Consider the following 24,204-nt stretch of genomic DNA (forward strand, 5'->3'; position numbering starts at 1 on the left):
CTCATTGTCTAGCCGATTTTCCCAATGATTTAGCGACCAGTTGTTCATAGAGTTCGGCGTAGGGTTCTACGGCCTTGCTCCAGTTGAAGGGCGCCGACATCGCGCGGCAGCGCATGGCATTGAGCAGTTCGGGGAATTCGAAGACCTTGAACGCGCGGCTCAAGGCCTGTTTGTAGCTGTCCACGGTCGACTCATCGAACAGGAAACCAGTGATGCCGTCCTCGATGGTGTCCGCCAACCCGCCGGTGTTGCGTGCAACGGGCAGCGAGCCGAAGCGTTGGGCGTACATCTGGCTCAGGCCGCAGGGCTCGTAGCGCGAAGGCATCAGCAGGAAATCGCTGCCGGCGAACATCCGCCGCGCGTCGGTCTCGTTGAAGCCGATACGCACGCCGATGCGCCCGGGGAAGCGCAGCGCCAGTTCGCGCATGGCCTGTTCTTCTTCCGGCTCGCCACGACCGATGATCGCGATCTGCCCACCGGACTCGACGATGAACTCGGCCACGGCCTCGGTCAGGTCCAGGCCTTTCTGATAGACCAGGCGCGACACCACGGCAAACAGCGGGCCGGTGGAATCCTCCAGGCCGAACAGATCGCGCACATGAGCGGCGTTGGCGGCCTTGCCATCCCAATCGCCTATGGAAAACTGGCGCAGCAAGTGGGAGTCGGTGGCCGAATCCCAGCTTTCATCGATGCCGTTGGGGATGCCGCTGAGCAGGCCTTGTTGAGTCTTGGAAGCAAGGAACCCGTCGAGGCCGCAGCCGAACGCCGGGGTAGTGATTTCCTGGGCGTAGGTGGCGCTGACGGTGGTGATGTGGCTGGAATAGGCCATGCCGGCCTTGAGGAACGACAGCTTGCCGTAGAACTCCATGCCCTCCTGTTGCAGAGCATGTTCCGGGATACCCAATTCAGGACAGGACGCGAGGCTGACCACGCCCTGGTACGCCAGGTTGTGGATGGTGAACAGGGTCGGGGTGCGTTGGCCGCGCCAGTGCATATAGGCCGGCGCGAGCCCTGCTGGCCAATCATGGGCGTGGACCAGGTCGGGGCACCAGTGGATCTGCGCCAGGTTGGCGGCGATGTCGGCGGCGGCCAGGCCCAGGCGGGCGAAGCGGATGTGGTTGTCAGGCCAGTCGCGACCGTTGTTGGCGCCGTAAGGAGAACCTTCGCGAGCGTAGAGTTCGGGACAGATCAGTACGTAGATCACCAAGCCGTCGGCCATGTCCATGCGACCGATCTTGCAAGGAGGAAGCGCTGCGTGGCCACCCAGTTCGCCGATGATATGGATAGGATTGCCGCTGTTCATGACTTGCGGGTAGCCGGGGATCAATATCCGCACGTCGTGCAGACCGGCCATGGCGCGGGGCAGGGCGGAGGAGACGTCACCCAGGCCGCCGGTCTTGACCAGGTCGGCGATTTCCGACGTCACGAACAGGATTTTCTTGCGATTGGGATTCTGTCGAACGACAGGTAGCAGTGCCTTGCCTCCGGTGGCCAACACCGGTGCCGTCGGCGATTCGGCCGCCGGCGGTAGTTGAGAACGGACTTGCTGTGGTTCCAAGGCAGCACTGATCATAAATAACTCCTATTTCTCGATCTGTTTCCGGCAAGCGCCAGAGCTGTTGTTTCATTGGCCGAATCCTGCGGCCAGGCGCACGAGCGCTACGCAAGGAGAGCAAAGCGCTGCCCAATGCGGCGAAGCGAATCAGGTGAGGGGGCCGTTGCAAGGAATGCTCCAGCCGTTGTTGCCCTTCCTCTAACCTGACCTGTCGCCGTTGCGAAAAGTTTCGACTTTTTTTCCTCCGGATGACCGGTCGGTTTTCCCCTCGGTTCGGCAGTCTAGGTCAGAAGCTAGAGCGGTGCGGTTCGCTTCGTCGAATTGTCGGACAATCACGCGAACTGTCGGCAATGTCTTACACGACGTAGGGGAATTCGAGCCGACGAAATGCAGCTTGTTTGAAACAGTCGGGGTGTATGGAAGGGCGATGGTTCAATCGCGTGCGCGGTTCAGCGGCGCTGCGCACCATTAAGGGGCGGGCGGCATGGAGGCGTTTTGATGGCTTTCAGGACGAGCGCTTGCATGCCCCCTTGTGGGAGCGAGCTTGCTCGCGATAGCGGTGTGTCAGGTCATGATTGTGCGACTGGTCCACCGCTATCGCGAGCAAGCTCGCTCCCACAGGGTACTAGCGGATTTTCAGATTGTGGGGGTCAACACCCGAATCGGCTTGCCGGCTGCCCAGGCCTGCAAATCCTCGATCATCTGGCCATAGAACTGCTGGTAATTCTGTCGGCTGACATAACCCACGTGGGGTGTCGCCAGAACATTGTCCAGGGTCCGAAACGGGTGACCGGATGGCAGCGGTTCCTCGGCGAAGACGTCCAGGGCCGCACCGGCCAGGCGCTTGTGCTCAAGTGCCTCGACCAGCGCAGCTTCATCGACGATCGGCCCGCGAGCGGTATTGACCAGCAGCGCCTCAGGCTTCATCCAGCCCAGCGCCTGGGCATCCACCAGACCGCGGGTGCGGTCGCTGAGCACCAAGTGGATCGAAAGAATATCGGCCTGCTCGAACAGCGCCTGTTTGTCGACATAGGTCGCGCCGGCCGCGGCGGCTCGTTCGGCGGTCAGGTTCTCACTCCAGGCGATTACCCGCATGCCGAACACCTGGCCGAACTGCGCCACGCGCGTGCCGATGCTGCCGAGGCCAAGGATCGCCAGGGTCTTGCCATGCAGATCGCCGCCCAGGCCCTGCTGCCACAGCCCGGCACGCAACGCGTTGGCTTCCGGGACCAGGTTGCGCGTCAGGGCCATGACCAGCGCCCAGGTCAGTTCGGGCGCGGCGTGCTTGTAGCTGTCGGTCCCGCAGACCTGGATTCCCAACGCCGTGGCAGCCTTGAGATCGAGCGCAGCGTTGCGCATACCGCCGGTCAGCAACAGCTTGAGGTTGGGCAGGCGACGCAGCAGTGCTTCATCGAAACGGGTCCGTTCGCGCATCACACAAATGACATCGAAGCCTTGCAGGCGCGAGACGAGAGTGTCTTGATCGGCGGGGTAATCGTGGAGAAAAGTTACCTGGCCAATGCTGTCCAGTGGCGACCAGTCCACCACGTCTTGCGCCACGCCTTGCCAATCATCGATGACCGCTATTTGCACCGCCATGGAACACCTCGTCAGGGAATGGGTTTGTCCAGCCAGCCGAGCAGGGCCTTGTGGAACCGATCCGGCTCTTCCATCTGGGGCGCGTGCCCCAAGTTGGGGAACTCCACCAGCGTTGACCGAGGGATCAATTGCGCGACCTGCTTGCCGAGCACCTCGTAGTGGCCAAGCTTGGCTTTTACGGCCGGCGGGGCAATGTCACTGCCGATTGCCGTGGTGTCGGATGTGCCGATCAGCAGCAGCGTTGGCGCCTTGAGGTTCTTGAATTCGTAATAGACCGGCTGGGTGAAGATCATGTCGTAGATCAGCGCCGAGTTCCAGGCGACTTGCGTGTGCCCCGGTCCCTTGTTGAGCCCAGCGAGCATGTCTACCCAACGGTCGAACTCCGGCTTCCAGCGTCCGCCGTAGTAGGTGTTGCGTTCGTAGGTGCGAATGCCCTCGGCGTTGAGTTTCAACTCGCGTTCATACCATTGGTCCACGGTGCGGTAGGGCACGCCGAGGGCTTTCCAGTCTTCAAGGCCGATCGGGTTGACCATCGCCAGGCGCTCGACCTGGTCGGGGAACTGCAAGGCGTAGCGGGTGGCGAGCATGCCGCCGGTGGAGTGGCCGACAACGATCGCCTTCTGCACGCCAAGCGCCTTGAGCAGGGTGTTGGTGTTGGTCGCCAACTGCTGGAAACTGTACTGATAATGGTCCGGTTTGCTGGAGGTGCAGAAGCCGATCTGGTCCGGGGCGATGACCCGGTAACCGGCCTCGCTGAGGGCCTTGATCGAGTCGCCCCAGGTGGCGGCGCAGAAGTTCTTGCCATGCATCAGCACGACGCTGCGCCCGTTGGCCTTGCCTTGGGCAGGCACGTCCATATAGCCCATCTGCAACGGTTTGCCTTGGGACTGGAGGGAAAAATGCTTGAGCGTGTAGGGATACTCGAAACCTTCGAGCTGCGGCCCATAGGCGGGGCCTTCGGGGGGCGTCTCGGCCTGGGCGAACATCGGCAGGGCAGCGAGCAAGAACAGGCTGGGCAGCCAGCGGGTGGTCAAACGCGGCATGATCAATCTCCTTGAGGCAACCGGCCGATCCTGGAACGGCTCGATTATGGCGACATTAATCACAGGCAACCGAACCGCTGGAACGTTCAACCCATCCAGCCCAGGGTCGCGAGCACGAGCACGCCATAACGCAGGCCCTTGGCGAGGGTGACGATCAACAGGAAGCGTCGCCATGGCTCACCCATCACGCCCGCCACCAGTGTCAGGGGATCACCAATGATCGGCAGCCAACTGAGCAACAGGGACCAGTACCCGTAGCGTTGATAATGCCGACGCGCCTTGTCCAGGTGGGAAGGGCTGACGGGAAACCAGCGGCGATCCTTGAACTGTTCGAGGCGGGTCCCCAGCCACCAGTTCATCAGCGAACCCAGGACATTGCCCAAGGTCGCGATCCCCATCAGCAGCCAGGCTGCTTGACGCTCGCTGAGCACCAGGCCGACCAACAGCGCTTCCGATTGCAGCGGCAGCAGGGTCGCTGCGCCAAACGCGGTCAGGAAAAGCCCGACATAAACGCCAGCCATCAGTGGGCTGGATAATCCGCCACGACGGTTTGCGTGCCGTCCTTCTTCTGCCCGATCACTTGATAGGCATCGCCCATGCCATCCATTTCCATGCCCGGCGAGCCCATCGGCATGCCCGGCGCGGCCACGCCCAGCAAGTCATCGCGCTTGCTCATCGCCAGCACCTGATCGGCCGGCACGTGGCCCTCGACGAATTTGCCGTTGATCTCGGCGGTGTGGCAGGAGCGCAGGTTCGGCGCCACGCCCAGGCGCTGCTTGACCGAACTCATGTCGGCCTCGACATGGTCGTTGACCTTGAAACCGTTGGCTTGCAGATGGGAGATCCATTTCTTGCAGCAGCCGCAATTGGCGTCGCGGTGCACGTCGATGGTGACGGGTTCGGCGGCCTGGGCCAGGGTGGAGATAAAAACGGCGCTCAGGGCGAGCAGGTGCAGGGGATTGGCCATGGGGAACGGTCTCTTGGCGACGAAGTTTGGAAGGATAACAGACTAGCGGCGAGCGCCTGACGGTAGGCTGAGGGACGGATTACAGAATTGTCAGGTTGGAGACGGAACAGAACCCTGCGGGAGCGAGCTTGCTCGCGATAGCCGTCGAACATCCAACATTGATGTAGGCTGATCCGATGCTTTCGCGAGCAAGCTCGCTCCCACAAAAAGGTTGGGGTGAACTCGGGATGCGTGTCCAACCCCAGGAGGGTGTGGGGACGCTCTAGCGAACCTTGAACCGCCCCATAATCGCATTCACCCGACCATTGGCCTCCAGCAACTGCCGGGTATTGCGCTCACTGGCCAAGCCGCTTTCCACCAGTTCTTCCACCATGTGTCGAATCTGCACCATGCTCCGGTTGATCTCCTCGGTCACCGCACTTTGTTGCTCGGCGGCGGTGGCGATCTGCGTGCTGAGGCTGTTGATCTGGCTGACCGAGCCGGCCATTTCGTCCAGGCCCGAGTTCACCCGGGACGTGGCGTCGGCGGCCGATTGGCAACTGGCCTGGGTATTTTCCATGGCCGACACGGAGGAGCTGACGCCTTGGGTCAGGCGGGTCAGCATTTCGTTGATTTCCGAGGTGCTGGCCTGGGTGCGGGCCGCGAGGGCGCGGACTTCGTCGGCGACCACCGCGAAGCCACGGCCCTGTTCGCCGGCCCGGGCGGCTTCGATGGCGGCGTTGAGGGCCAGCAGGTTGGTCTGCCCGGCAATCGCCCCGATCACGCCGAGGATCTCGGTGATGCGTTGTGCATCCTGCTGCATGTTCTCGACTTTGCGCGTGGCGCTGGCGACTTCATCGATCAGCGCCACGACGCTGTTGGACGCTTCGCCAACCACGACGCGAGAACGATCGGCATGCTCGTTGGCCCGCTGGGTGAACGCTGCCGTCTCCGCCGCGTTTTGCGCGACGCTTTCAGCCGTGGAGCTCATCTCGGTGATCGCTGTCACGGTCTGGTCGGTTTCCGAAGCATGACGCATGAGGATTTCGCTGGTGTGGGCCGAAGTCTGCTGCAGGTTGTCCAGGCTCGAGGCCATGGCGCCGGTGGCCTGGGTGACTTCGCCGATCATGTCTTGCAGGTAGGCGATGAACTTGTTGACCGAGTGACCAATGGCGCCCAGTTCGTCTTCGGCGCGGATGGTGATGCGGCGGGTCAGGTCGGCGTCGCCGGTGGACAGCGCATCGATGTTGCCCTTGAGGATCTTCATGCGGTGGGTCAATTGGCGGATCGCATACAGTTGCATCAGCACCAGCAGGATCACCATGGGAATCTGCAGCAGGCTCAGCGTGTTCAATACGTCATCACGCTGGGCGGTGATCAGGCGGGTCGGCAACGCGGTAGCGAGAAACCAGGGCGAGCCTTCGATGGGCCGCATGAAGAACGTGCTGGCTTCGCCCTTGTTGTCGAATTCGACGCGCTGCAGTTGGTCACGGTTGGCCAGGCCAGCCTTGACCTGGGCCGCAAACGGTGAGGTCGCCGCCAGCTCGCTGATGTTCTTGAGCACGATCGGGCCGCTGATCCGCGAGCTGTTGCTGATGATCTTGCCGTCGCCTTCGACGATCAGCATTTCGGCGCTGAGTTCAGCTTCCTTGCGGGCAATCAGGTCGTTGAAGAAACCCAAGGTCACGTCAATGGTGGAGACGCCATAAGGCGCGCCGTTCTTCTGGATCGCCATTGCACAGTTGGTGCGTGGCTCGGCACTGGCGTCGTCCTTATAGGCGGCGGCCCAGGCGCATTTGCCAGGCGGTGTAGCCATGCCGCCCTTGTGCCAGGGTTGCTCGTAATAGTTTGGCGCGGCGTCGCTGTTCCAGAACGTGTTGACGATCAGCTTGCCGGAGGCGTCGCGATGCCAGAAGGTGCTGAACTTGCTGCGGCCTTCCGCACGCTGGTTGGGCAACGGCCAGATCCCGCCGCCAAACACTTTCAGTTCGCCGTATTGATCCACCAGGCCTGGCAACACCTTGTCGATGGCGTCGCTGTCGAGCAATGGAATGGTCTGGGTGATGCTGCGTTGTTGGGCTTGGACTTTGTTCAGTTCGCCCTGGATCTGCTCGGCGACCTCGGCAATGCGGTTCAACGCCACTTGCTCCTCGGTGTGGCGCAGCTTGGGTGCGACCAGGTAGCTGATGCCAACAACGGTGAGGATGGACAACACCAGGATGAACAGAACCAGGAACAGCGTGTAGCGGGCCTGAATGGTGCGCAATGAGGGCATGGGGTGTTCCTTGCACGAGGGCGTCTTTCAGAAACAGTTGGTATGGGCGTACCAGGTTGTATCGGCTTCCTTGCCGATAGCTTAAGTGGGGAGGGGATGTGACGTCAGGCGGCCGAGCTGGCCTGCGTGGTTTTCCAGGCTTGGGCGTGGGCCTGCCACTCATCGTGGAGGCGTTGCATGGAGGCCGATTGCAGATGGAGCTGGCGCGGCTCTGCAAGGCGGTGGAACAGCGCCTGCCAACCTTGTGCGGTGTCAGTGGGCATTATCCCGGTGAAGAAGAACCCGGCAGTCATCAGCAGGCGATGGTCCGTGGCAAAGTGTCGACCGAGGCCGAGCCGTACCGACAATGGCCAATGGAGCGGCAGGCGTTGCAACTGCCCGACGAGGCAGGCGTCCACCCGTTCTGCCACGATGTCGACTCGGCCGGGTAGATGGCTGATCCGCAACGGTTGTGTCCCGGCAGGTCCCTCGTCGAGGCGGGTCCCGAACCGTGATGCCAGCGGCTCCATCAGCCATTGGCAGGGGGCTGGCCACTGGAGCCGCGGTAGCGGTGGGAGGCCGCCGCTGACCCGTTGGCAGCCGATCACAATGGTTTCGGCCTGGTCCGTGGCGAACGGCGAGGGCACGAAATCGGGTAGCAGGCCGACGTCATCAAATCCCAGCCGTCGAGACAAACGTTGGCTGAAGGGATGGCTCGTGACCTGTTTGATCGATAGCCGGGCGAGCCCGAGCGCCCGGGCGCCGTCCAGCAATTGTTGCCCCAGCCGCGAGGCAATTTGTCTGCCCTGCAGGTCGGGGTCCACCGCAACCAGCGCCAGTTCCGCGTCCAGACTGGCTTTGGCGTGTCGGCACAATGCGGCATGACCGACCACGCGGTCCCCCGTCACGGCGACCAGCGAATGCCAGCGCTCCTGCAAATTATGTTGGCAAATCATCTGCGGCATGTAGACGTCTGGCGAGACGTAGTGATCGCCGTATACCCGGCGGAACAGCTCGCAAGTGCTGACACTGTCCGCTGGCTGGAACGGTCGGATGAGCAGATTGTTCATACGGCGTCCCCCGTTGCCTTCGGACCGTACACCCGACGATCGATGATCGACAGATGCTTGCCGGAACGGGGATGACGGTCCAGCGCCTTCGTGTCGCAGATCTGCACGTCGACATGGAGTCGTTCGAGGCCTGGATATTGCTCGATCAGCGCGGCTTTCAGTGCATGCGATCGAGCCTGGCCTGCGTTCGCCTGTGCGTCGGCTACCCACTTGAATAACAAGCGGTCATTGCCCTGTGTGTGCTCGATGATCAGTTGCCATTGCGAACCACCGGCCACGCTCCGCGTGATGTCGCTGATCTCCTCGGGAAACAGCGACAGCACGCCAACACGGACGCGACGGCTTTCTGCGCTGCGTCCCTGGAGGGCGAACTTGCGCTGCGGGGCGCCGGCAGGTTCGCACCAGCTGGCGCGGTCTCCCACCGGATATTTGATGATGGGCATCAGGGTTCGGGTGAGGTTCGTCACCACCAGGTTCCCCGTTTGACCGCACCCCTCGATCACGTTGCCACTCAGGTCGTCGATAATTTCCACGCGTGTGTGTTGGTCGAACACCCGGTGCTCGCCCAAGCCGCAATCAGGCGTGCTGGCGCCCACCAGGCCGGCGTCAACGCTGGCGTAGCCGATGGACGCGAAGCGCGCATTGGGGAGGACGCGCTTCAATCTCGGCATTTGGCTCTCGAAGAGATTCTCGCCACCAAACAGGACGGTGGTGATCTGCGGCAACACGCGGCCTTGCGCGATGAGATGGCTGGCGAAGGCCAGCAAATGCGCAGGGACGCCCACGAGCACGTTGATGCGGTGCGCGGTGATGGCATCGGCCAGCACGTCGAGTTCCACCGAGCCGGTGAAGGGAAACTCGGTGATCGCGACGTCGACGCTGCACAGGGCACCGTGGATAAACAAGAAGCTGGCGTAGAGGTCTCCCGAAAAAAACAGATTGGCGATGCGATCCCCAGCAGCCAGTTGGGCAGACAGGCTCTGGCCAAAACAATCGAGCATCAGTTGCCATTCTGCGTGGGTATACACCGACAGCTTGCCTTGGCTGGTCGTACCCCCGGTCTTGAAAACCAGTGCGTTCTTCACGTGATCGGTCAGCACTGGCCAGCTATCCAGATCGTCACTGCCTTTCCAATATTCGCCGAGATTGACGACCGGCAATTGGTTGAATCCACAACCCTGCGTGGGTAGGTGACGCAGTTGAGCGTTATAGAACGCCGAATGCGTGCGGATATGGTCGAGCCATTGCTCGTAGGGTAAAGACGCGCTCATCAGGATTTTCTCAAGGCTTTAAGGTCGGCTTATTGATTGGCGGGCAAGATCGACTGGTGGGGATTCTGCTGTCGATCACCAGCGGGACTTTGCCGCTGTGTTTGTTGCGTTCGAAATGTTCGAGCGGGCAGTGCTGGACATCCAGGACGAGCAGCGTGGCATTGACTGACGTGCGCAGCGGTGCGATTGCCAACACGTTGCGTCGCACCGTGACGGGGTCGCCATCGGTACGAATCAGCAGTCGCTCGCAACCGCTGCTTTCATGGTCGAGCACGATCTGGACGGCTGCTTGCGCCCGTTCGGCCAGTTCGCCGGTATTGATGAACTCCGTGGCAATGCGTATCAGGCGGCCGTGGCGTTCATGCAGCTCGAATCTCGGCGACTCCAGGCCACACGAGCAGGGGCCGGGCACCCAGCGTCCAAGATCGCCAACCTCATATCGCTGCAGCGGACGCGCCTGGCGTATGCGGGAGCTGAACAGCAGGCGACCGGTTTCCCCCGGACCGACGGGCGCATCCTGTTCTACATGGACGATCTCCAGGGACTGGATGCAGTCCATGAGATGGAACACGCCGTCATTGCTGTCGATGCAGGCATGGCCGAGCGGGCCTGCGTCCACGGTGCCGTAGATCGCCGAACGAATGCAGGTGACGCCGCATTGCTGGAGCAACGTGCGGCTCTCTTGCCCCAGGTGCTCGCCACCCAACATGACTTTCCGAACGCCGCCGTAGCCTTGGAGTGCCGCACGCTGGGAAGAGAACAATCGCTGCAAGGTGCTTGGCATGCCGACCAGCGTGTTGATACGGTGAGCGACGATCAGCGCTGCGATTTCTTCGAAGTTATCGTCCGGTGGCGCACTCATGGGGTAATGCACGACGTTCATCTGTTCCAGGATCTTGCTGAAACTGAGGAATCCGCCGTACAGGCTGCCGCCGTAGAACAGGTTCATGACCCGATCCTGTGCCGGGTCAAGGCCCGCCGCGCGCAGCCCGTCGGCGGCGGCGCGCATATGGCGATCGAAATCGCGGTAGGTGTAGGGCGACAGCACAGGGGCGCCGCTGCTGCCGCCCGAGCGGAAGAACAGTTGCGCTTCAGGGGCCGGGGGCAGGGCGAGGAACGCGGCCTTGTCCATGATCGGCGTGCCGGCGCCTGGCGATAAAGCCGCCGCAGGCGCATCCAGCGTGACACGGTGACTCGCAGCATGGGCTTCAAGGCCGACCGATACCCGACGACTCAATCGCTGCAATCCATAGACCCCGTCGTGGGGCTCGCCGTCATAGCCCTGCTGGATCTCGGTCGTGGAGGTGATACGGGATACGCCGGCGCTTATCAGGCGGCGCGCCAACGCAGGTGCTCGCCCTGGCTCACAGACGAGGGCGCAACTCTGCAGCACATTGCGCCATGGCAGCAGGGCTTCAGCGAGCATCGCTTCGGGCACTGGCCTTAGCAGCAATGTTCGAAACAGCGGAGAGGGTTGCAGGTCGCGATGGTGTTCCCAGAGGATGCGCCAGCCGTCACCGGCCCAGACCTGACCGGTTTCGTTCGCGAAGCTGTAATCCAGGCGGGCCAGTGCCGTTCGGGTGGTGATTTCGCACGCTTCTGCGGCGGTGGCTTCCAGAATGGGCCAGTGCCCGGTCCGGCGTGCGAAGGCATCTGCCAGGGCGCAGCCCAATGCCTGTAGCTGCGCAGGCTCATCGCTGTCTACCAACAGCCATTGCGGGCTGGAACAGGCTTGTTGATCGAGGCGGCAGACTTCATCAACCAGGGCATCCAGGGTCTGTGCGGTGGCAGCGAACGGCGTGATGTAGGCGAAGCTGATCCGGTGACCCCAGTCAATCCAGCGGCAGCCACTTGGCATCTGTTCGCGCAGCGCCTTCAGGGCTGTTTCACCGCCCCATGCGCTGACGCCCTGGGCCAGTGCGAAGATACGGCCGACCTCCCGGGAGGGGACGGGCAACACCGCCAGGTAGTCGCGCAATCGCCCGCTCGCATCGCACCCGACGAATGCTGCCAGCAGCCGCGCCGTAAGGTCGCCATCACGGGTGCTGGGGCGCAACCAGTTCACGTTGCCCGCCAACAGGCCTTCCAGCGCTGCGCAGAAGCCCAGCAACGGTGAGTTGCTCGGCGTCACGTGCACCACCAGGCCGAGGGGCTGCCAACTTTCGAAGGAGCCGTCGCTGTAGTCGATTCGCCGCAGCGAGCGGCTGTCGGCGCCCAGCTCTCGCTCCAGTTTGAGCTCCAGCGCGGGCCGCCCGCAGAAGGCAACCAGGGCCTGGCGCTGATCCTCGTCGAGCAGTGGCCCTGCGGCTGCCGTGGGCAGCCATTGAACGAACGCCGCTGCACAGCCCAGCACCTCTTCGCTGCGAGGCGGGGCTTCCAGCAGGGCGGGGAGTTGGGCTTGCAAGCGCTCGAGCGCGGCGTCGAATGTCAGCTCGGCAGTCAACCGACCGTTGATGAGGTACATATCAGTTTTCCTTGATCATTTCGGCAGCGGCCATCGCGCAGCTTCGGCTCGCACGGGTGCCGGCCCGGCCATGCAGTTCGAACCACTGGGTTTGCAGGCCACACTCGCAGTTGGCCGGGTGCAGGGTCGCCAGATCGCTCATCACCACGGCGTGGGCGGGACTTGACGAGATGTAGGGCGAGACGAACGACAGCAGCCCTGGCTCGCCAAACGGCTGGACGCTGAAATCCGAAGGGTGACGCACGAAGACTTTCGAATAGACCGGCACGTGGAATCGATGGCGGGCGCATTCGATATAGGGCACCGCGTGTTCGACTGCACCGTAACCGTCGCGGCAGCGTTGGGGCTCGATACCCAATTGGCGGGTAATGCGTGCATAGACCAGCTGACGAGGAATTTCCTCGGCTGCCTGTTTTTTCCAGCCGCCGCCCAGGAAGACCAGCGAGCCGGGCGCGAGCCTGAGGTCCTGCATGCCGGTTTCACGCATACGCTCAAGGACATGCCAGAGCAGCGCCGGGAAGCCGAAGATCCGCACCGGCAATCCTTCCTCGGCGAAGGATTGCAGGGCGCTGATAACGCCGAACACGTCGAATTCATGACCTTTTCCGGTGCGTCGTAACGCGTAGGCAACGCGGTTGGCCGGGGCGAATCGGCACAGGAACTGGTCGGTATACGCGGTGCCGAGCCGATTGGCCGCTTCGGGCTCATGACTGAACAGCAGGTAATTGCATGGCGCGTCCGGCGTGGACCAGTCGTAATGTTCGAAGATGTTGGCGACCATGCCTTGGGCCGCGGCCATGCTGCGCTCGTCATAGCGCATGCGACTTTTCTGGCCGCTGGTGCCCGAGGATGTCAGCTCCAGTGCGCCTTCGGCGGTGGGGCTGAGCAGCATCCTCTGTTTGAAGTAGCTGGCGTAGATCGGTGGCAGGCGCGACCAGTCGGCCAGGTGTTCGAGGTCATCGACCGAAAGCCCGTTGGCGTTGAGCCAGTGTTCATAGCCAGGTGTGTGATGGCTGTGGAAGAGGCTGATTTCCGCCATGGCTTTGTCGAACAGGCCCACGGGAACCGAATCGAGGGCATACGGGTGGGGCAATGCACACAGGGCATCTGCGTGTGGAAAATGAATCATCGGGTATTCCTCTGGAGCAGCGAATTCAGACTTGGGCGGTTGGCCGCGAGGCGAAGAGGCGCAAGGCAAGCAGGCAGCCAAGACCGGCGATGCCGACCATCAGCGCGAAGGATTCCAGGCTCGCTCCGGCGCCCAGCAGGGCCAGCAGCGAGCCCGTCGCGCTCATGACCGCGATGGAAATCATCCCGACCATGGCCGATACCAGGCCTTTGCTGTCGTCGCTGGCGAACAGGGCCAGCCGATACAGCGCGGCATTGCCCATGCCGAGCCCGATGGCGTACAGCGACAGGCCACTGACCAATACGGGCAGCGAAAGGGTGAACGGGCTGGCGACGATCAGCGCGACCAGACCGGCACAGAAGGGCCACAGGCTGTAATGGAGCACCTGGCGCACACCGACCCGGTCCACCAGCGCATTGAGGATGAAATTACCGAGGATGACCGCCGAGAAAACCGGAACCTGCCAGATTCCGTACGCCAATGGAGACAAGCCCTGGCCTTGGATCAGCAGCAGGGGCGACAGACCGATCCAGGCAATCAGCGGCAAGCTCATCAGCCCCAGTGCGACGCTGGCCGACATGAACCCCACATGGCCGAGCAGGGCGCCGTATCGCCGGACCAGCGAACGCAAGTCGAACGCTTCGACACTGGAGGCTCGAGCATGGGCGGGCACCCCATGGATCGTCCGAGGCATGAACCACCACAGGGCCAGCCAGCTCACCAGCCCGAGGCCGGCCAGCAACATGAACAGTTCGCGCCAGGACAACCATTGCAACAGCAGCCCGCCTGCCAACGGCCCAAGCAGGGGCGAGAGCAGGGCGAGATTGCCGAGCAACGCCATGACTTTCACGGCAGCGGATTCAGGGAATATTTCCTGGATGGCGGGATAGCTGACTGCAATCACGAAGCCCAGGCCCATTCCCTGGATCAGGCGAAGCCCATTGAAGCCGTGCATGCTGCTGACCTGGGTGATCGCAGCGCACGCCAGCACGAAGCCGGCGCAACCGACGAGCATGTAGGGGCGTCGTCCCTGGCGATCCGACTGGGGGCCGATCAACCACGGCAACAGGACGCCGCCCAGTAGATATAGGTTGAACGCGTAGGGAATCTGGTCCGGGGACGCATCGAGGTCCTGGGTGACCATGAGCATCGCCGGCATGACCAGGTCGCTGGCCATGTAAGTGAGGCATTCGAACAGGGCGATCGCCAGGCAGAAGCCTGCCAGGCGAAGGGGTGAAAGAGTGCTTGGCTGAGTTTGCATGGGTTCCCAACGTTGGTTTCAAAAAAGAAGAAATCACTTCTTTTTCGAGAGTACGTTGGCGATATGCACGGTCGGAAGACGCCTTTGCCTTTGTTGGCAGGGGAAAGTGCGCTTGTGTTTGTAGGAGGCGTCCTTCAGAGGAAGATTACGCAGCGAGATGGTAAATATTCAGGTGGCCGATGAAGCCGTTGATGATTTCCCGCTACCGCAGTCGCGCGTGTTACTCGGGCGGCGGTACCATAGGGCGCTGCATCGCCCCGTGACACTGGCAAGACGGTGTCTGGAAAACGGGTGAAAGGCAGAACGAATTACTTCAGGAAGCTGGCAAATGACTCATTCGCAACGTTTGAAATACTCGATTCTGGTGGTTGTCGTCGTCCTGGCGATCATGCTCGGACTGTCCTGGATGCAAGGCAAGGGCATGATCAGCGAGCAGCTGTTTCAATACATCGCCATTGCCGTGGCAGTCATCGTCGTGGTGATCAACGGCGTGATGCGGCGCAAGGTCAAGTCCTGAGCGCCGCTCATTCCCTGGCGCTGAGCCGGGCCACGGCCTGGTGATGCAAGCTGTAGCTTTTATCGAGATTGAGCGTGACCACGCCCTCGCTGCACAGGCGCTTCAGGACTTCGCGCACGCTCAGGAAGGACAAGGGAATGTCCAACCCCAACAACTGGCTGTGAACACCTCGCACACCCAGTCGACGGTTTTCATCGGCGGCCTTGAGCAAGGCGTCGATGACCTTCAGGCGAATCAGGCTCGTCCTGAGTCCGTAGCTCTTGAGCAGGCGCTTGATCTGCTCGTTGCTGCCTCGCTCCGCTGACCCGAAGACGCCATTGGACGCGGTCGGCGTGACACGGGACGAACCTGGCTTACCCTCCATGGGTACTTGCGCGTTATGCATGTAAAAGACTCCATACCAGCCTGTCAGAAAAGATCGGATGCTCTCCTGTAATAGGACGAACGAGAGCGGCCAATCATGAAGGGGATGATGTGAAAAAATTGCCTGGACACGCTCAATTCCCTGTAGAGGCGGGTCGCCGGGCCGTTAATTTTTTTTCATCCGGTTCGTTCTCAAGGAAGGTGCTTTTTGCGTTCAAGCACGTCGCCGTTGTATTTCAGGCCAGGCCGCCGGTTTCTACGGCCCGGGTTCTTGAGCGCTTTTGATCAGGAGTGAATGTGGGAATGTCCGGGCAGTTATCGAGGTTTTGTCTCGCCGGTGCCTTGCTGGGGTTGACCCTGGGCTTGAGTACCGTCGTCAGCGCGCGAGGCGAGGCCGGGCAGGCCACTGCCGAAATTCGTCGCACCAGTTTTGGCGTGCCGCATATTCGCGCCCAGGATGAGCGGGGGTTGGGGTACGGCATCGGGTATGCGTATGCGCAGGACAACCTGTGCCTGCTGGCCAACGAGATCGTGACGGTCAATGGGCAGCGCTCGCGCTATTTCGGCCCGGAGCAGGTGACTGTCGAGCAGCGGGGAAACCGTGCCAGCGATCTGTTCTTCACCTGGCTCAATACGCCACAAGCGGTGTCCGGTTTCTGGCAGGCCCAGACGCCCCAGGTCCAGCAACTGGTCGAAGGTTACGCCGCCGGCTACAACCGTGCGCTGGCCGAACGCAAGGCGAAAGGCCTGCCGGAACAATGTGCAAGCGAGTGGGTTCGGCCGATCACCGCGCTGGATCTCGTCAAGCTGACCCGGCGCCTGCTGGTGGAGGGCGGCGTCGGCCAGTTCGCCGAGGCCTTGGCCGGCGCGCAGCCGCCCAAGGCCACCGCGCAGGCGGCCGTTTCGACGTCCGGCTTCGCGGTTGCGGCGGCACACCAACAACGCTTTGCCCTGGAGCGCGGCAGTAACGCCCTGGCGATCGGCAGCGAACGGTCATTCAACGGGCGTGGCATGTTGTTGGCGAACCCGCACTTCCCTTGGGTGGGAGGCATGCGGTTCTATCAGATGCACCTGACGATACCGGGCAAGCTGGACGTCATGGGGGCAGCGTTGCCGGGCCTGCCGATGATCAACATCGGGTTCAGCCAGCACCTGGCCTGGACCCATACCGTCGACACGTCCAAGCATTTCACGCTGTACCGCCTGCAACTGGATCCCAAGGATCCGACCCACTATCTGCTGGACGGCAAGTCCGTGCCGATGAGCCAACAGACGGTCACGGTGGACGCCAGGCAAGCCGATGGGCAGGTCAAGCCGGTTTCCCGGGTGGTCTACGGTTCGCAGTTCGGGCCGATCGTGCAATGGCCCGGGAAGTTGGATTGGGACAACCGGTTCGCCTACAGCCTGCGCGATGCCAACCTGGAAAACGACCGGGTGCTGGCGCAGTGGTACGCGATGAACCGCGCCGTCACGCTCAAGGACCTGCAGGATTCGGTCCAGCGGATCCAGGGCATCCCCTGGGTCAACACCCTGGCGGTGGACGATCAGGGACAAAGTCTGTACATGAACGTGTCCGTGGTGCCGAACGTCGACGCCAATAAACTCGCCCGCTGCAGCGATCCCAGGGCTGGACAGAAACTGATTGTACTGGATGGATCGCGCAGCGAATGTGCCTGGGACGTGGACGCCGGCACTGCCCAGAAGGGCATCTTCGCAGCGGATAAACTTCCGCAATTGCTGCGTCGCGACTATGTGCAAAATTCCAACGATTCGGCGTGGCTGGTCAACCCCGCGCAGCCCTTGTCCGGCTATTCGCCAGTCGTCAGCCAGCAAGACCTGCCGCTGGGGCTGCGGGCGCGTTTTGCCCTGGACAGCCTGGCGCAATTGGCCAAGGCGGGACCGGTCACAGCGAGTGACCTGCAGCGTCTGGTCATGGACGATCAGGTATACCTGGCCGATCAGGTCATGCCAGACCTGCTGGCTTTTTGCGCCGCCGACCTGGGGCCCGACGCGCTGCCTTTGACCGAGGTGTGCACTCGCCTGAAACGCTGGGATCGCACCGCGAGCCTGGACACCGGCGTGGGTTTCGTTCATTTCCAACAGATCATGCAGGCGTTGCAGCCGGTGCCTGGCCTTTGGCGTGTGGCGTTCGACCCGAAGGATCCACAACATACCCCGCGTGGCCTGGCAGTCGAGCGGCCCTCCGTTGCCGAGGCGTTGCGTCAGGCCATGCGCGCATCGCTGGAATCGGTGAAAAAAGCCGGACTTCCGGCTGACAGCCAATGGCAGGATGTTCAGGTCGCCAGCCGTGCTGACCGTCGCATACCCATTCATGGCGGACCTGGCGAGTTGGGCATCTACAACGCGATCCAGAGCGTGCCGGGTGCGAACGGTAAGCGGGAGGTGGTCAGCGGCAGCAGTTATCTGCAAGTGGTGACGTTTGATGGCAACGGTCCCAAGGCCCAGGGATTGCTGGCATTCTCGCTTTCCAGCGATCCTTCATCGCCTTATTCGGTGGATCAGACCCAGGCATTTTCAAAGCGACAGTTGAGTGCGTTGCCCTTCACCGAGCAGCAGATCAAGGCCGATCCGCATTATCAGGCAGTGACCATTCGTGAGGATGAGCCAGTGAGCAGGGTCGTGACGCAATAATTGCGACCATGAACAAAAGCCGCGACCCGAAGGGGCCGCGGCTTTTCAGTTTTTGCTCGGTCGGGGGCCGATAGCGTTCAGCACCAGGTTGCCGTCCTTGTTCTGGGTCAGATAGACCGGCAGCACCTTGGGCAGCGATGGCACGAGGTTCTTCACCTCGTTGAGGTTGTAGATCCCGCCGATGCGCAGGGTGCCGGTGGTGTTGTCGGCCAGCATGACCGGATGATCGAGGTAGCGGTTGATCAGCGGCAACGCGTCGGACAAGGCCAGGTTGTCGAGGACCAGTTTGCCGTTGCGCCACGCCAGCGAGTTATCGTTGGCGGAAACCTCACGGACCTGCGGCTGGTAGTCGCCTGCCTTGTAGCTCGCCTGCATGCCGGGCGACAGCTGCGCCCCGTTGGCATTGGAGGCCTTGTTGCTGGTCACCCACACCGAACCTTCCAGCAGCGTGACCTTGACCTGATCCTGATACAACCAAACGTTGAAACGGGTACCGGTCACGCGCACCTGGCCCTGGCCTGCCCGAACGATAAACGGATGCTGCTTGTCGTGGCTAACGTCAAAAAAAGCTTCGCCCTTTTTCAGCGTCACCCGACGTTCATGCTTGTAATTGGCAAACACCAGTTCGCTGCCCAGGTTGAGTTCCACCTGGCTGCCATCGTCCAGCGTGACCTGCCGTCCGGTCGCGCCCGCCTCGAATCGTTGATAGGTGTTCGGCACCCAGCCCAGGTTCCAACCGGTGAAAGCGGCCAAGGGCACGCCCAGCGCGAGCACCGTGGCGGCGACGGCCAGTTGGCTCCAACGCGTGCGAGGGCGACGGTTCGAAGCAGCAGGCGCAGGCTCGACGCGCGGCAGGTGTTCAGCTGTGCCCCAGATCTCCAGCATGGCTCCGTATTCGAAAGCGTGCAGGGGATCAGCGTCGTGCCAATGCTCGAACGCCAGCCGTTCGGCATCCGTGCAGTCGTCAGCATGCAAACGCATGCACCAATGCGCGGCCGCATCGGTGATGGCGTCGTATTCGGCTTCCGAGAGTGTACGTTCGGTCATTGACTCTTCCTGGTTTGCCGCATTCTAACCCTCGGGAGCCATTGTCGAGAACAGCGATGATGGCGTTTGCGCAGTAACTGCCCGGTTTTTCTCGTGTTTGAAAGGTATGCGCATTCGCTCCTGCATCGGACTGTCTCATAAGCGTCGTGAAAAAAAGATCAATGGGGAGGGCTCGGATCGAGTTGGCGTCCCAACTCGCAGATCAGCAGCGTAATGGAATCGGCGTTGCGCAGGATGACGTCGATACGTTTGTCTGCAGAAGTCGGGTCGAGGAAGGCATCCCGTGCCGCGTCCATGTTCCGGGCACCAATCGTTTTCAGGACTTCCCTGGCGACCTCCTTGTGTCCAGGCAACTGATCAATGCTTTTGTACGTGTTGGTCGTCTCATCCCAATCCGTAAACAACTTGGATTTTGGCGTCGCCAGCGAAAGACCCTCCTCCTGCAACTCTTTTTGCTCGTCGTATTTCTTCTGTCCGAGGTGGCTTACCGTCGAGATCAAATCCAGAAAGGGATTCATGGTGTCCAGGTAGATGATATCGATCGTGTGCGTAAGCAGATGGGACATCTCGTGAATAATGACCGCTCCTTGACCATGGGCGTCAACATCGAAGGGCTGTGGTACGGCGGATCTATACCAACCCAGTTCCATGTGGAAAAAGAATTGGGTGAGATAAATCCTTTTGGCGCCCGAGCCGTCGAACACAAAGGCTGTGGCCCTATCCTCCAGATATTTTAAATGGCCGACTACAAAGCGCTCCCCATTCTGTTTTCCCCAAGTGGGGTTGGCCAATGCCCGGCATATCGGTGAAATTGCTTTTTCTATTTTGCCGAGAAGCTTGGCGTCGACGCTGTTTACCCCGAACATGGTGGTCAGATAGGTATCCATCCGCGAGCCTGGAAGAACCAGTCGCTTCAGACGCTCAAGGTTATGGAGGGCATTGGATGTATAGAACCTTGCTGTTTCCAATGCTTGCATAATCATCTTGGCGCGGCTTGGGTACTTCCTCTGTATTTCAGCCATTCCCCTGGCTTCGATATTCAGTTCTCCCTTGGCTCTCATGTCGCTGTAGACGACGGACAGCTTTGACCCCGCCTTGCCGAAGTGGATGGTCTGGCGCTCGGTATCGATTACCCAGGTCTTACCGTCAGAGGAGCGCTTGAGCAATGGTCCCTGGGACTCACCGCGAACGATGCGCCAGGTTTGGTTGTATTTGGCGACCTGATAGACTTTGCCGGCGAGGGGGACATAAAGTCTGCTGGTTGCCAGTGACCTGAAGGTGCCATCCACAGCGTTTTTCTTCAGGTTCGCGAGGCTTATGTTGGTGGCTTCGAACACCTGCAGATCGGTGCGATTCGCTGAGGTGCTCGCGATATCTTTCCAGGCCGACGATGCCGGGTTACTGGTGCTGGGCTCGATGGGGTCCAGAAGGCCAAACGTATCGTCGCGATTCAAGAAACCCAATGACACCATCTCTGCCGCGCCGGCAATAAAGTCGTACAGGCCCGCTTTATAGTCATGTTCTTGCAAGGCTTCGGATGAGGCCTTGAAATCTTCGTAACTCTCCCGAAGCGTTTCCAGGAAGTTGAGTTTGGCAGGCAAGTCTTTTCTTATCAGCTTTGCGCCAGAACTGAGCAGGTGCACGACCGTCGACCAGTCGAACGAGCCATTGTCCTGGTTTTGTGAGGTGAACAAGTTCGAGATCAGCTTCGCGTTATCGCTGTAGATTTCGTCAAGCGTATTAGTGTTGATCGGATTCGAAGCCAGGGTGATTTCCGATGTTTGCCCCAGGGTAGCGGCAAAAAGATTCTTGAAGGTGGCTTGCTGCGCCTCGGGCAGGCGGCGAATCAGCAGGTTCTGCAGCAAACCGGGCTGATTGAAGGCCGCGACGACACTCGCCTCATCCTTGAACTCGGTGAGCTGATGACCTTCGTAGTAGGGGGAGTAAAGGATATGGGAGCCGGTTGGCGCGGTGCTTGAACTGATCAAATAAAGCCCCAATGCCTTCACCGCCGTGGCTCCCTGGGTCGTGATCAATTCCAGGGGCCGAATAAGCGCTTGGGTGCCTTTTACCGCCCGGCGCGCGATCGCGTCCGGCATGTCAAGTACTTGGCGGACAAGGTCGAAGGCTGCCGGGGACAGGTATTGTTGTAGATACCTCGCATGGGCATATTGAAGCAGTTGCCAAGGTAACTGCTGGGCAAAGCGTCGACTGTTGGGCTGGACGTTCCCCGCGTCGCCAGTGAGTACCCGGCTAACGCTTGTTTTATAGGTGGTTGAAATATCCAGCGATGACAGAAGAGCCCTGACGGATGCCTCGTTAAAACCGCTCGGCAGTTTCTCGGTCGATGTCGACGAAACCGTGAAGTCTTTTTCGGTCACCTCTTTGTGTTGCAGCGCAAAATCCGTCAAGGAGCAGGCTGGCCCGACAATCGCAAGCCTTGGCGTGATTTGAATGGTCTCCGGGTTCAGTTTTTTTCCCGGGAAGCGCGCGTCCATTAACGTCTTCAGTCTTTTCTGCACATAACTGCGCAGAGACTCGACCCCCTCCAGGTAGTCCTTGCCTTCGGCGGTGCTGTTCTTGTATTGCTCGAGTATTTCGATATGCAGGCGTTGCTCTTCAAGGGGGGCCGTGCCCAGCCAGGCGGGAAGCTTCTGCTGCCGCTCGTATGCCCTGGCAATGGACAGGGCGCGTTTCAGATTGGTGGGTGCCCCATTCTTCAAGAGCGCTTTAAGACCGTCGTTTAACTCCGACGGTGTCAGTTCGCTGTTCCCGATCTTCAATGTGCTGAGATAACCATATTCAGCCACCAAGTGGCTAATGAACGAGTTCATTCGATTCAGAAGTACATTACCGGTGACCAGTTCAAAGTCTTCAAGCTGGTAATGTCGATGGGGCTTGCGTTCGGCTGGCTTCAAATTGACAAGCAAGCCAAAACGCCTCTGGGAGTCGAGCAGTTGCCGATTCAATTGTTGTGTAGCGACCTCGACCGAGCTGAAAGCCTGCAGTCCGTCAGCGGGTGTCCAGAGAATCGCCATGCCCGAATGAGGTGTGTCCAGTCCTCCTCGTTCGGTCAATAGGAAGCAATTGGCGAGCGACTGGAAAACAGTCACATCGTTTGATTTGCAGGACAGTCTCAACGAATAGACGTCGGGTCGAAATCCCCGGACTCCTTTGCGGTCCTCGCGCTGCGGATAATCATTGTCGAACTCAAAAACCGTTTCGATCAGTTCATTTACAATCGATGGCAGGGTTGCATTGGACGCTCTAAGTTCGGCTTCTGCACGGATGCCAAATGAAAAGGCACTGGTGAGTTTCGTACGCAGTTTGTCGAGCTCAACACTCAGATCAGTCACCTTGGTGATGGGCATCCGAGTGAGAAGCTCGTCGACGCCGCTTTCGATCTCCTCATACGTCGTCGCCTTTCGTTGCATTTGGTCGGCCATGTACGTTGAAGGCCGCAGTTTTCCGTAGAACGTAGGTTGGGTGCCCCAATGTCCGGTGACTGTCTGCTTCAGCAGGTCTTTATGGATAAAGGCGCGTATGTCGAGCGCTTTATCAACGAGCGCATGGATATCCACTTCGGCCTGGCGGGACATTTCCAGCGCATACCGCAGGTTCACACGCTGCTTATCAATGATTGTGTTGGCCAGGGACTCGGCGACCGGCAAGTTTATGGGCTTGCCTGAAATCTGCGGCTGGTCAAATTGCAGGAACCGGTTGCGCTCATCCAGGCTCAGGAGTTCATAGATCGCATTTTTTTGCTCGTCGGTATCAAACAGCGTCTCTTTAAAGTCGAGATAACTGTTTACTTTCAGTAGGCCTTGGTGAGGCGTAACCAGATAGTTTTCCTTGCCGCTGATCTTCAAGCTGCCGGCCAGTTCCACGTAGTTCGGTTCATATTCCCAAAGACGTACTGTTTCGATGGACAGCAGAGGTTCATCCCGGCGAGACGGCCTCAGCAGCCGAAGCAATTCCCCGCTTTGCGCGTCGGTCAGGTCCTCTTTTTCCCGTTCGACGAAAATAGTCGCCAACAGGCGGTCATGAATGACTTGGGAAAGAAATTTACGGCGAGTGATGTAGAGCGGGCCGAGGGCATCCCAGAACTCAGTAATACAGTCGGTCAGTTTCGGAATGAGTTTCGTAGCCGTTTCCCGAATTTTGGTTTCCCACGCTTGCGCGGTGTAGCTGGAGGCAGGGGAGCCGGGATGAGTCAGATCAATATCGTGCCCGGCAGGCCATCCTCGGTTGTGAAAATAGACCAGTACAGCATCGCTCAGCGCAATGCTCTCGGTGACCTTGACCGGCTTCACCGCTTGCGGTTGATCAGTCTTCGTAAGCGCGATGCGAATTTGCCTGGGGTCAAGGTTCGGCAGGACTTCCTTCAATGCCTGGTCCACCATCGAGGCAAGCGAGGGCTGTGAGATCAGCTCTTTCACCATGGACGAGGCGTTAAGGTCCTGGGCATCTTCGATGGATTCGATTTGGGTTTTGAAGATATCGCCATCAATGGTTCTTCGGCTCTGCTGGATAGCGATCGCGCCATTCAATTCGCTGCGTTGGACCATCGACAGGAGACTGAACAGCTTGTCGCGCTCCAACGGCTTTCTCAGTGCTTGGGCAATGTTGTCCTCGAGTGATTTGGGGTCGTCGAACCTTTTGATTCCATCCCAAGGCGTATACAGAAAAGCGGGGTCGCCTTGCGAACCGTCGTCTTGTGCAGGCCTGCGCAGGGCGAAGCAGCCGGCCAGCGGAATGGGCGGTTTTGAGTCGCCTGACAATAGAATCGTTTCGGCGATCATCTGCGGCGTTTGGGCTTGGCGCAGCGTGTGGCTGGACAGGGATGCATTTTGCAGCCAGTCGAGCTCTGCCTGCGTCAATCCATGGCCTGCCTTCAAGTCTTCCAGGTTTCTGGCGGCCAGTACCTCGGGGAACAGGAGTGGCGTGGTTTCTGTACTCATCGTCGCTTCTCGCTCGTGGCGTCGCAGGGCGGCGCCCAGGTCTATGAAGCGGCCAGACTAGGGAACGATGAA

The 24,204-nt window shown here is 60.4% G+C and carries 16 protein-coding genes; 2 read left to right on the forward strand and 14 right to left on the reverse strand.

Annotated features, from left to right (window positions below; genetic code table 11):
* Position 1 precedes the first annotated feature (1 nt).
* The 11 genes from glgA to Q7C33_RS13880 form a co-directional block, all read right to left on the reverse strand.
* On the reverse strand, positions 2-1,573 hold the full coding sequence (glgA, locus tag Q7C33_RS13830; protein WP_407683560.1) for a glycogen synthase GlgA: 1,572 nt from the start codon (positions 1,571-1,573) through the stop codon (positions 2-4).
* A 618-nt stretch (positions 1,574-2,191) separates the two neighbouring features.
* Positions 2,192-3,154, reverse strand: a complete 963-nt coding sequence (locus Q7C33_RS13835; RefSeq protein WP_407683561.1) for a D-2-hydroxyacid dehydrogenase family protein — start codon at positions 3,152-3,154, stop codon at positions 2,192-2,194.
* Positions 3,155-3,165: 11 nt separating this feature from the next.
* Positions 3,166-4,197 carry an alpha/beta fold hydrolase gene (locus Q7C33_RS13840; protein WP_030142741.1) on the reverse strand — a complete coding sequence of 344 codons (1,032 nt, stop codon included), beginning with the start codon at positions 4,195-4,197 and terminating at the stop codon, positions 3,166-3,168.
* Between the two features lie 86 nt (positions 4,198-4,283).
* Entirely contained in the window at positions 4,284-4,718 is a 435-nt protein-coding gene (locus Q7C33_RS13845; protein WP_258650802.1) for a YqaA family protein, read from the reverse strand.
* Positions 4,718-5,164 carry a DUF411 domain-containing protein gene (locus tag Q7C33_RS13850; RefSeq protein WP_198796972.1) on the reverse strand — a complete coding sequence of 149 codons (447 nt, stop codon included), beginning with the start codon at positions 5,162-5,164 and terminating at the stop codon, positions 4,718-4,720. The genes Q7C33_RS13845 and Q7C33_RS13850 overlap by 1 nt, the downstream gene beginning before the upstream one ends.
* Before the next feature lie 262 nt (positions 5,165-5,426).
* Positions 5,427-7,418: a methyl-accepting chemotaxis protein gene (locus Q7C33_RS13855; RefSeq protein ID WP_407683562.1), complete on the reverse strand. Its 1,992-nt coding sequence runs from the start codon at positions 7,416-7,418 to the stop codon at positions 5,427-5,429.
* A gap of 104 nt (positions 7,419-7,522) precedes the next feature.
* Positions 7,523-8,467, reverse strand: a complete 945-nt coding sequence (locus tag Q7C33_RS13860) for a GNAT family N-acetyltransferase (RefSeq protein ID WP_323154629.1) — start codon at positions 8,465-8,467, stop codon at positions 7,523-7,525.
* On the reverse strand, positions 8,464-9,738 hold the full coding sequence (locus tag Q7C33_RS13865) for a phenylacetate--CoA ligase family protein (protein ID WP_407683563.1): 1,275 nt from the start codon (positions 9,736-9,738) through the stop codon (positions 8,464-8,466). Before Q7C33_RS13865 ends, Q7C33_RS13860 begins: the two co-directional genes overlap by 4 nt.
* A 10-nt stretch (positions 9,739-9,748) precedes the next feature.
* Complete coding sequence (locus tag Q7C33_RS13870; RefSeq protein ID WP_407683564.1) at positions 9,749-12,202, reverse strand: acyl-CoA reductase; 2,454 nt, start codon at positions 12,200-12,202, stop codon at positions 9,749-9,751.
* Between the two features lies 1 nt (position 12,203).
* On the reverse strand, positions 12,204-13,331 hold the full coding sequence (locus tag Q7C33_RS13875; RefSeq protein ID WP_030142734.1) for a LuxE/PaaK family acyltransferase: 1,128 nt from the start codon (positions 13,329-13,331) through the stop codon (positions 12,204-12,206).
* Positions 13,332-13,356: 25 nt separating this feature from the next.
* Positions 13,357-14,592 (reverse strand): MFS transporter, encoded by a 1,236-nt coding sequence (locus tag Q7C33_RS13880; RefSeq protein ID WP_407683565.1) that lies wholly within the window; start codon positions 14,590-14,592, stop codon positions 13,357-13,359.
* Positions 14,593-14,920: 328 nt separating this feature from the next.
* Here Q7C33_RS13880 and Q7C33_RS13885 point away from each other — a divergent pair, with 328 nt between their 5' ends.
* Entirely contained in the window at positions 14,921-15,109 is a 189-nt protein-coding gene (locus Q7C33_RS13885) for a hypothetical protein (RefSeq protein WP_030142732.1), read from the forward strand.
* A 7-nt stretch (positions 15,110-15,116) separates the two neighbouring features.
* On the opposite strand, the gene Q7C33_RS13890 is transcribed toward Q7C33_RS13885, so the two are convergent.
* Positions 15,117-15,494 (reverse strand): fe2+ zn2+ uptake regulation protein, encoded by a 378-nt coding sequence (locus Q7C33_RS13890; protein ID WP_323154633.1) that lies wholly within the window; start codon positions 15,492-15,494, stop codon positions 15,117-15,119.
* A 281-nt stretch (positions 15,495-15,775) separates the two neighbouring features.
* On the opposite strand from Q7C33_RS13890, the gene pvdQ reads away from it, so the two are divergent.
* Complete coding sequence (gene pvdQ, locus Q7C33_RS13895; RefSeq protein ID WP_407683566.1) at positions 15,776-18,124, forward strand: bifunctional acylase PvdQ; 2,349 nt, start codon at positions 15,776-15,778, stop codon at positions 18,122-18,124.
* A 45-nt stretch (positions 18,125-18,169) separates the two neighbouring features.
* On the opposite strand, the gene Q7C33_RS13900 is transcribed toward pvdQ, so the two are convergent.
* Both Q7C33_RS13900 and Q7C33_RS13905 read right to left on the reverse strand, forming a co-directional pair.
* Positions 18,170-19,171, reverse strand: a complete 1,002-nt coding sequence (locus Q7C33_RS13900) for a FecR family protein (protein ID WP_407683567.1) — start codon at positions 19,169-19,171, stop codon at positions 18,170-18,172.
* A 158-nt stretch (positions 19,172-19,329) separates the two neighbouring features.
* On the reverse strand, positions 19,330-24,132 hold the full coding sequence (locus tag Q7C33_RS13905) for a dermonecrotic toxin domain-containing protein (protein ID WP_407683568.1): 4,803 nt from the start codon (positions 24,130-24,132) through the stop codon (positions 19,330-19,332).
* Between the last annotated feature and the right edge of the window lie 72 nt (positions 24,133-24,204).

The sequence above is a fragment of the Pseudomonas sp. BP11-1-1 genome, assembly GCF_052112105.1.
Taxonomy (GTDB): Bacteria; Pseudomonadota; Gammaproteobacteria; order Pseudomonadales; family Pseudomonadaceae; genus Aquipseudomonas; species Aquipseudomonas alvandae.

What these genes read in the sequence shown, in the direction of transcription:
- glgA (WP_407683560.1), bottom strand. Translation starts at nt 1,573, where the DNA reads ATGATCAGTGCTGCCTTGGAACCACAGCAAGTCCGTTCTCAACTACCG.
- Q7C33_RS13835 (WP_407683561.1), bottom strand. Translation starts at nt 3,154, where the DNA reads ATGGCGGTGCAAATAGCGGTCATCGATGATTGGCAAGGCGTGGCGCAA.
- Q7C33_RS13840 (WP_030142741.1), bottom strand. Translation starts at nt 4,197, where the DNA reads ATGCCGCGTTTGACCACCCGCTGGCTGCCCAGCCTGTTCTTGCTCGCT.
- Q7C33_RS13845 (WP_258650802.1), bottom strand. Translation starts at nt 4,718, where the DNA reads ATGGCTGGCGTTTATGTCGGGCTTTTCCTGACCGCGTTTGGCGCAGCG.
- Q7C33_RS13850 (WP_198796972.1), bottom strand. Translation starts at nt 5,164, where the DNA reads ATGGCCAATCCCCTGCACCTGCTCGCCCTGAGCGCCGTTTTTATCTCC.
- Q7C33_RS13855 (WP_407683562.1), bottom strand. Translation starts at nt 7,418, where the DNA reads ATGCCCTCATTGCGCACCATTCAGGCCCGCTACACGCTGTTCCTGGTT.
- Q7C33_RS13860 (WP_323154629.1), bottom strand. Translation starts at nt 8,467, where the DNA reads ATGAACAATCTGCTCATCCGACCGTTCCAGCCAGCGGACAGTGTCAGC.
- Q7C33_RS13865 (WP_407683563.1), bottom strand. Translation starts at nt 9,738, where the DNA reads ATGAGCGCGTCTTTACCCTACGAGCAATGGCTCGACCATATCCGCACG.
- Q7C33_RS13870 (WP_407683564.1), bottom strand. Translation starts at nt 12,202, where the DNA reads ATGTACCTCATCAACGGTCGGTTGACTGCCGAGCTGACATTCGACGCC.
- Q7C33_RS13875 (WP_030142734.1), bottom strand. Translation starts at nt 13,331, where the DNA reads ATGATTCATTTTCCACACGCAGATGCCCTGTGTGCATTGCCCCACCCG.
- Q7C33_RS13880 (WP_407683565.1), bottom strand. Translation starts at nt 14,592, where the DNA reads ATGCAAACTCAGCCAAGCACTCTTTCACCCCTTCGCCTGGCAGGCTTC.
- Q7C33_RS13885 (WP_030142732.1), top strand. Translation starts at nt 14,921, where the DNA reads ATGACTCATTCGCAACGTTTGAAATACTCGATTCTGGTGGTTGTCGTC.
- Q7C33_RS13890 (WP_323154633.1), bottom strand. Translation starts at nt 15,494, where the DNA reads ATGCATAACGCGCAAGTACCCATGGAGGGTAAGCCAGGTTCGTCCCGT.
- pvdQ (WP_407683566.1), top strand. Translation starts at nt 15,776, where the DNA reads ATGTCCGGGCAGTTATCGAGGTTTTGTCTCGCCGGTGCCTTGCTGGGG.
- Q7C33_RS13900 (WP_407683567.1), bottom strand. Translation starts at nt 19,171, where the DNA reads ATGACCGAACGTACACTCTCGGAAGCCGAATACGACGCCATCACCGAT.
- Q7C33_RS13905 (WP_407683568.1), bottom strand. Translation starts at nt 24,132, where the DNA reads ATGAGTACAGAAACCACGCCACTCCTGTTCCCCGAGGTACTGGCCGCC.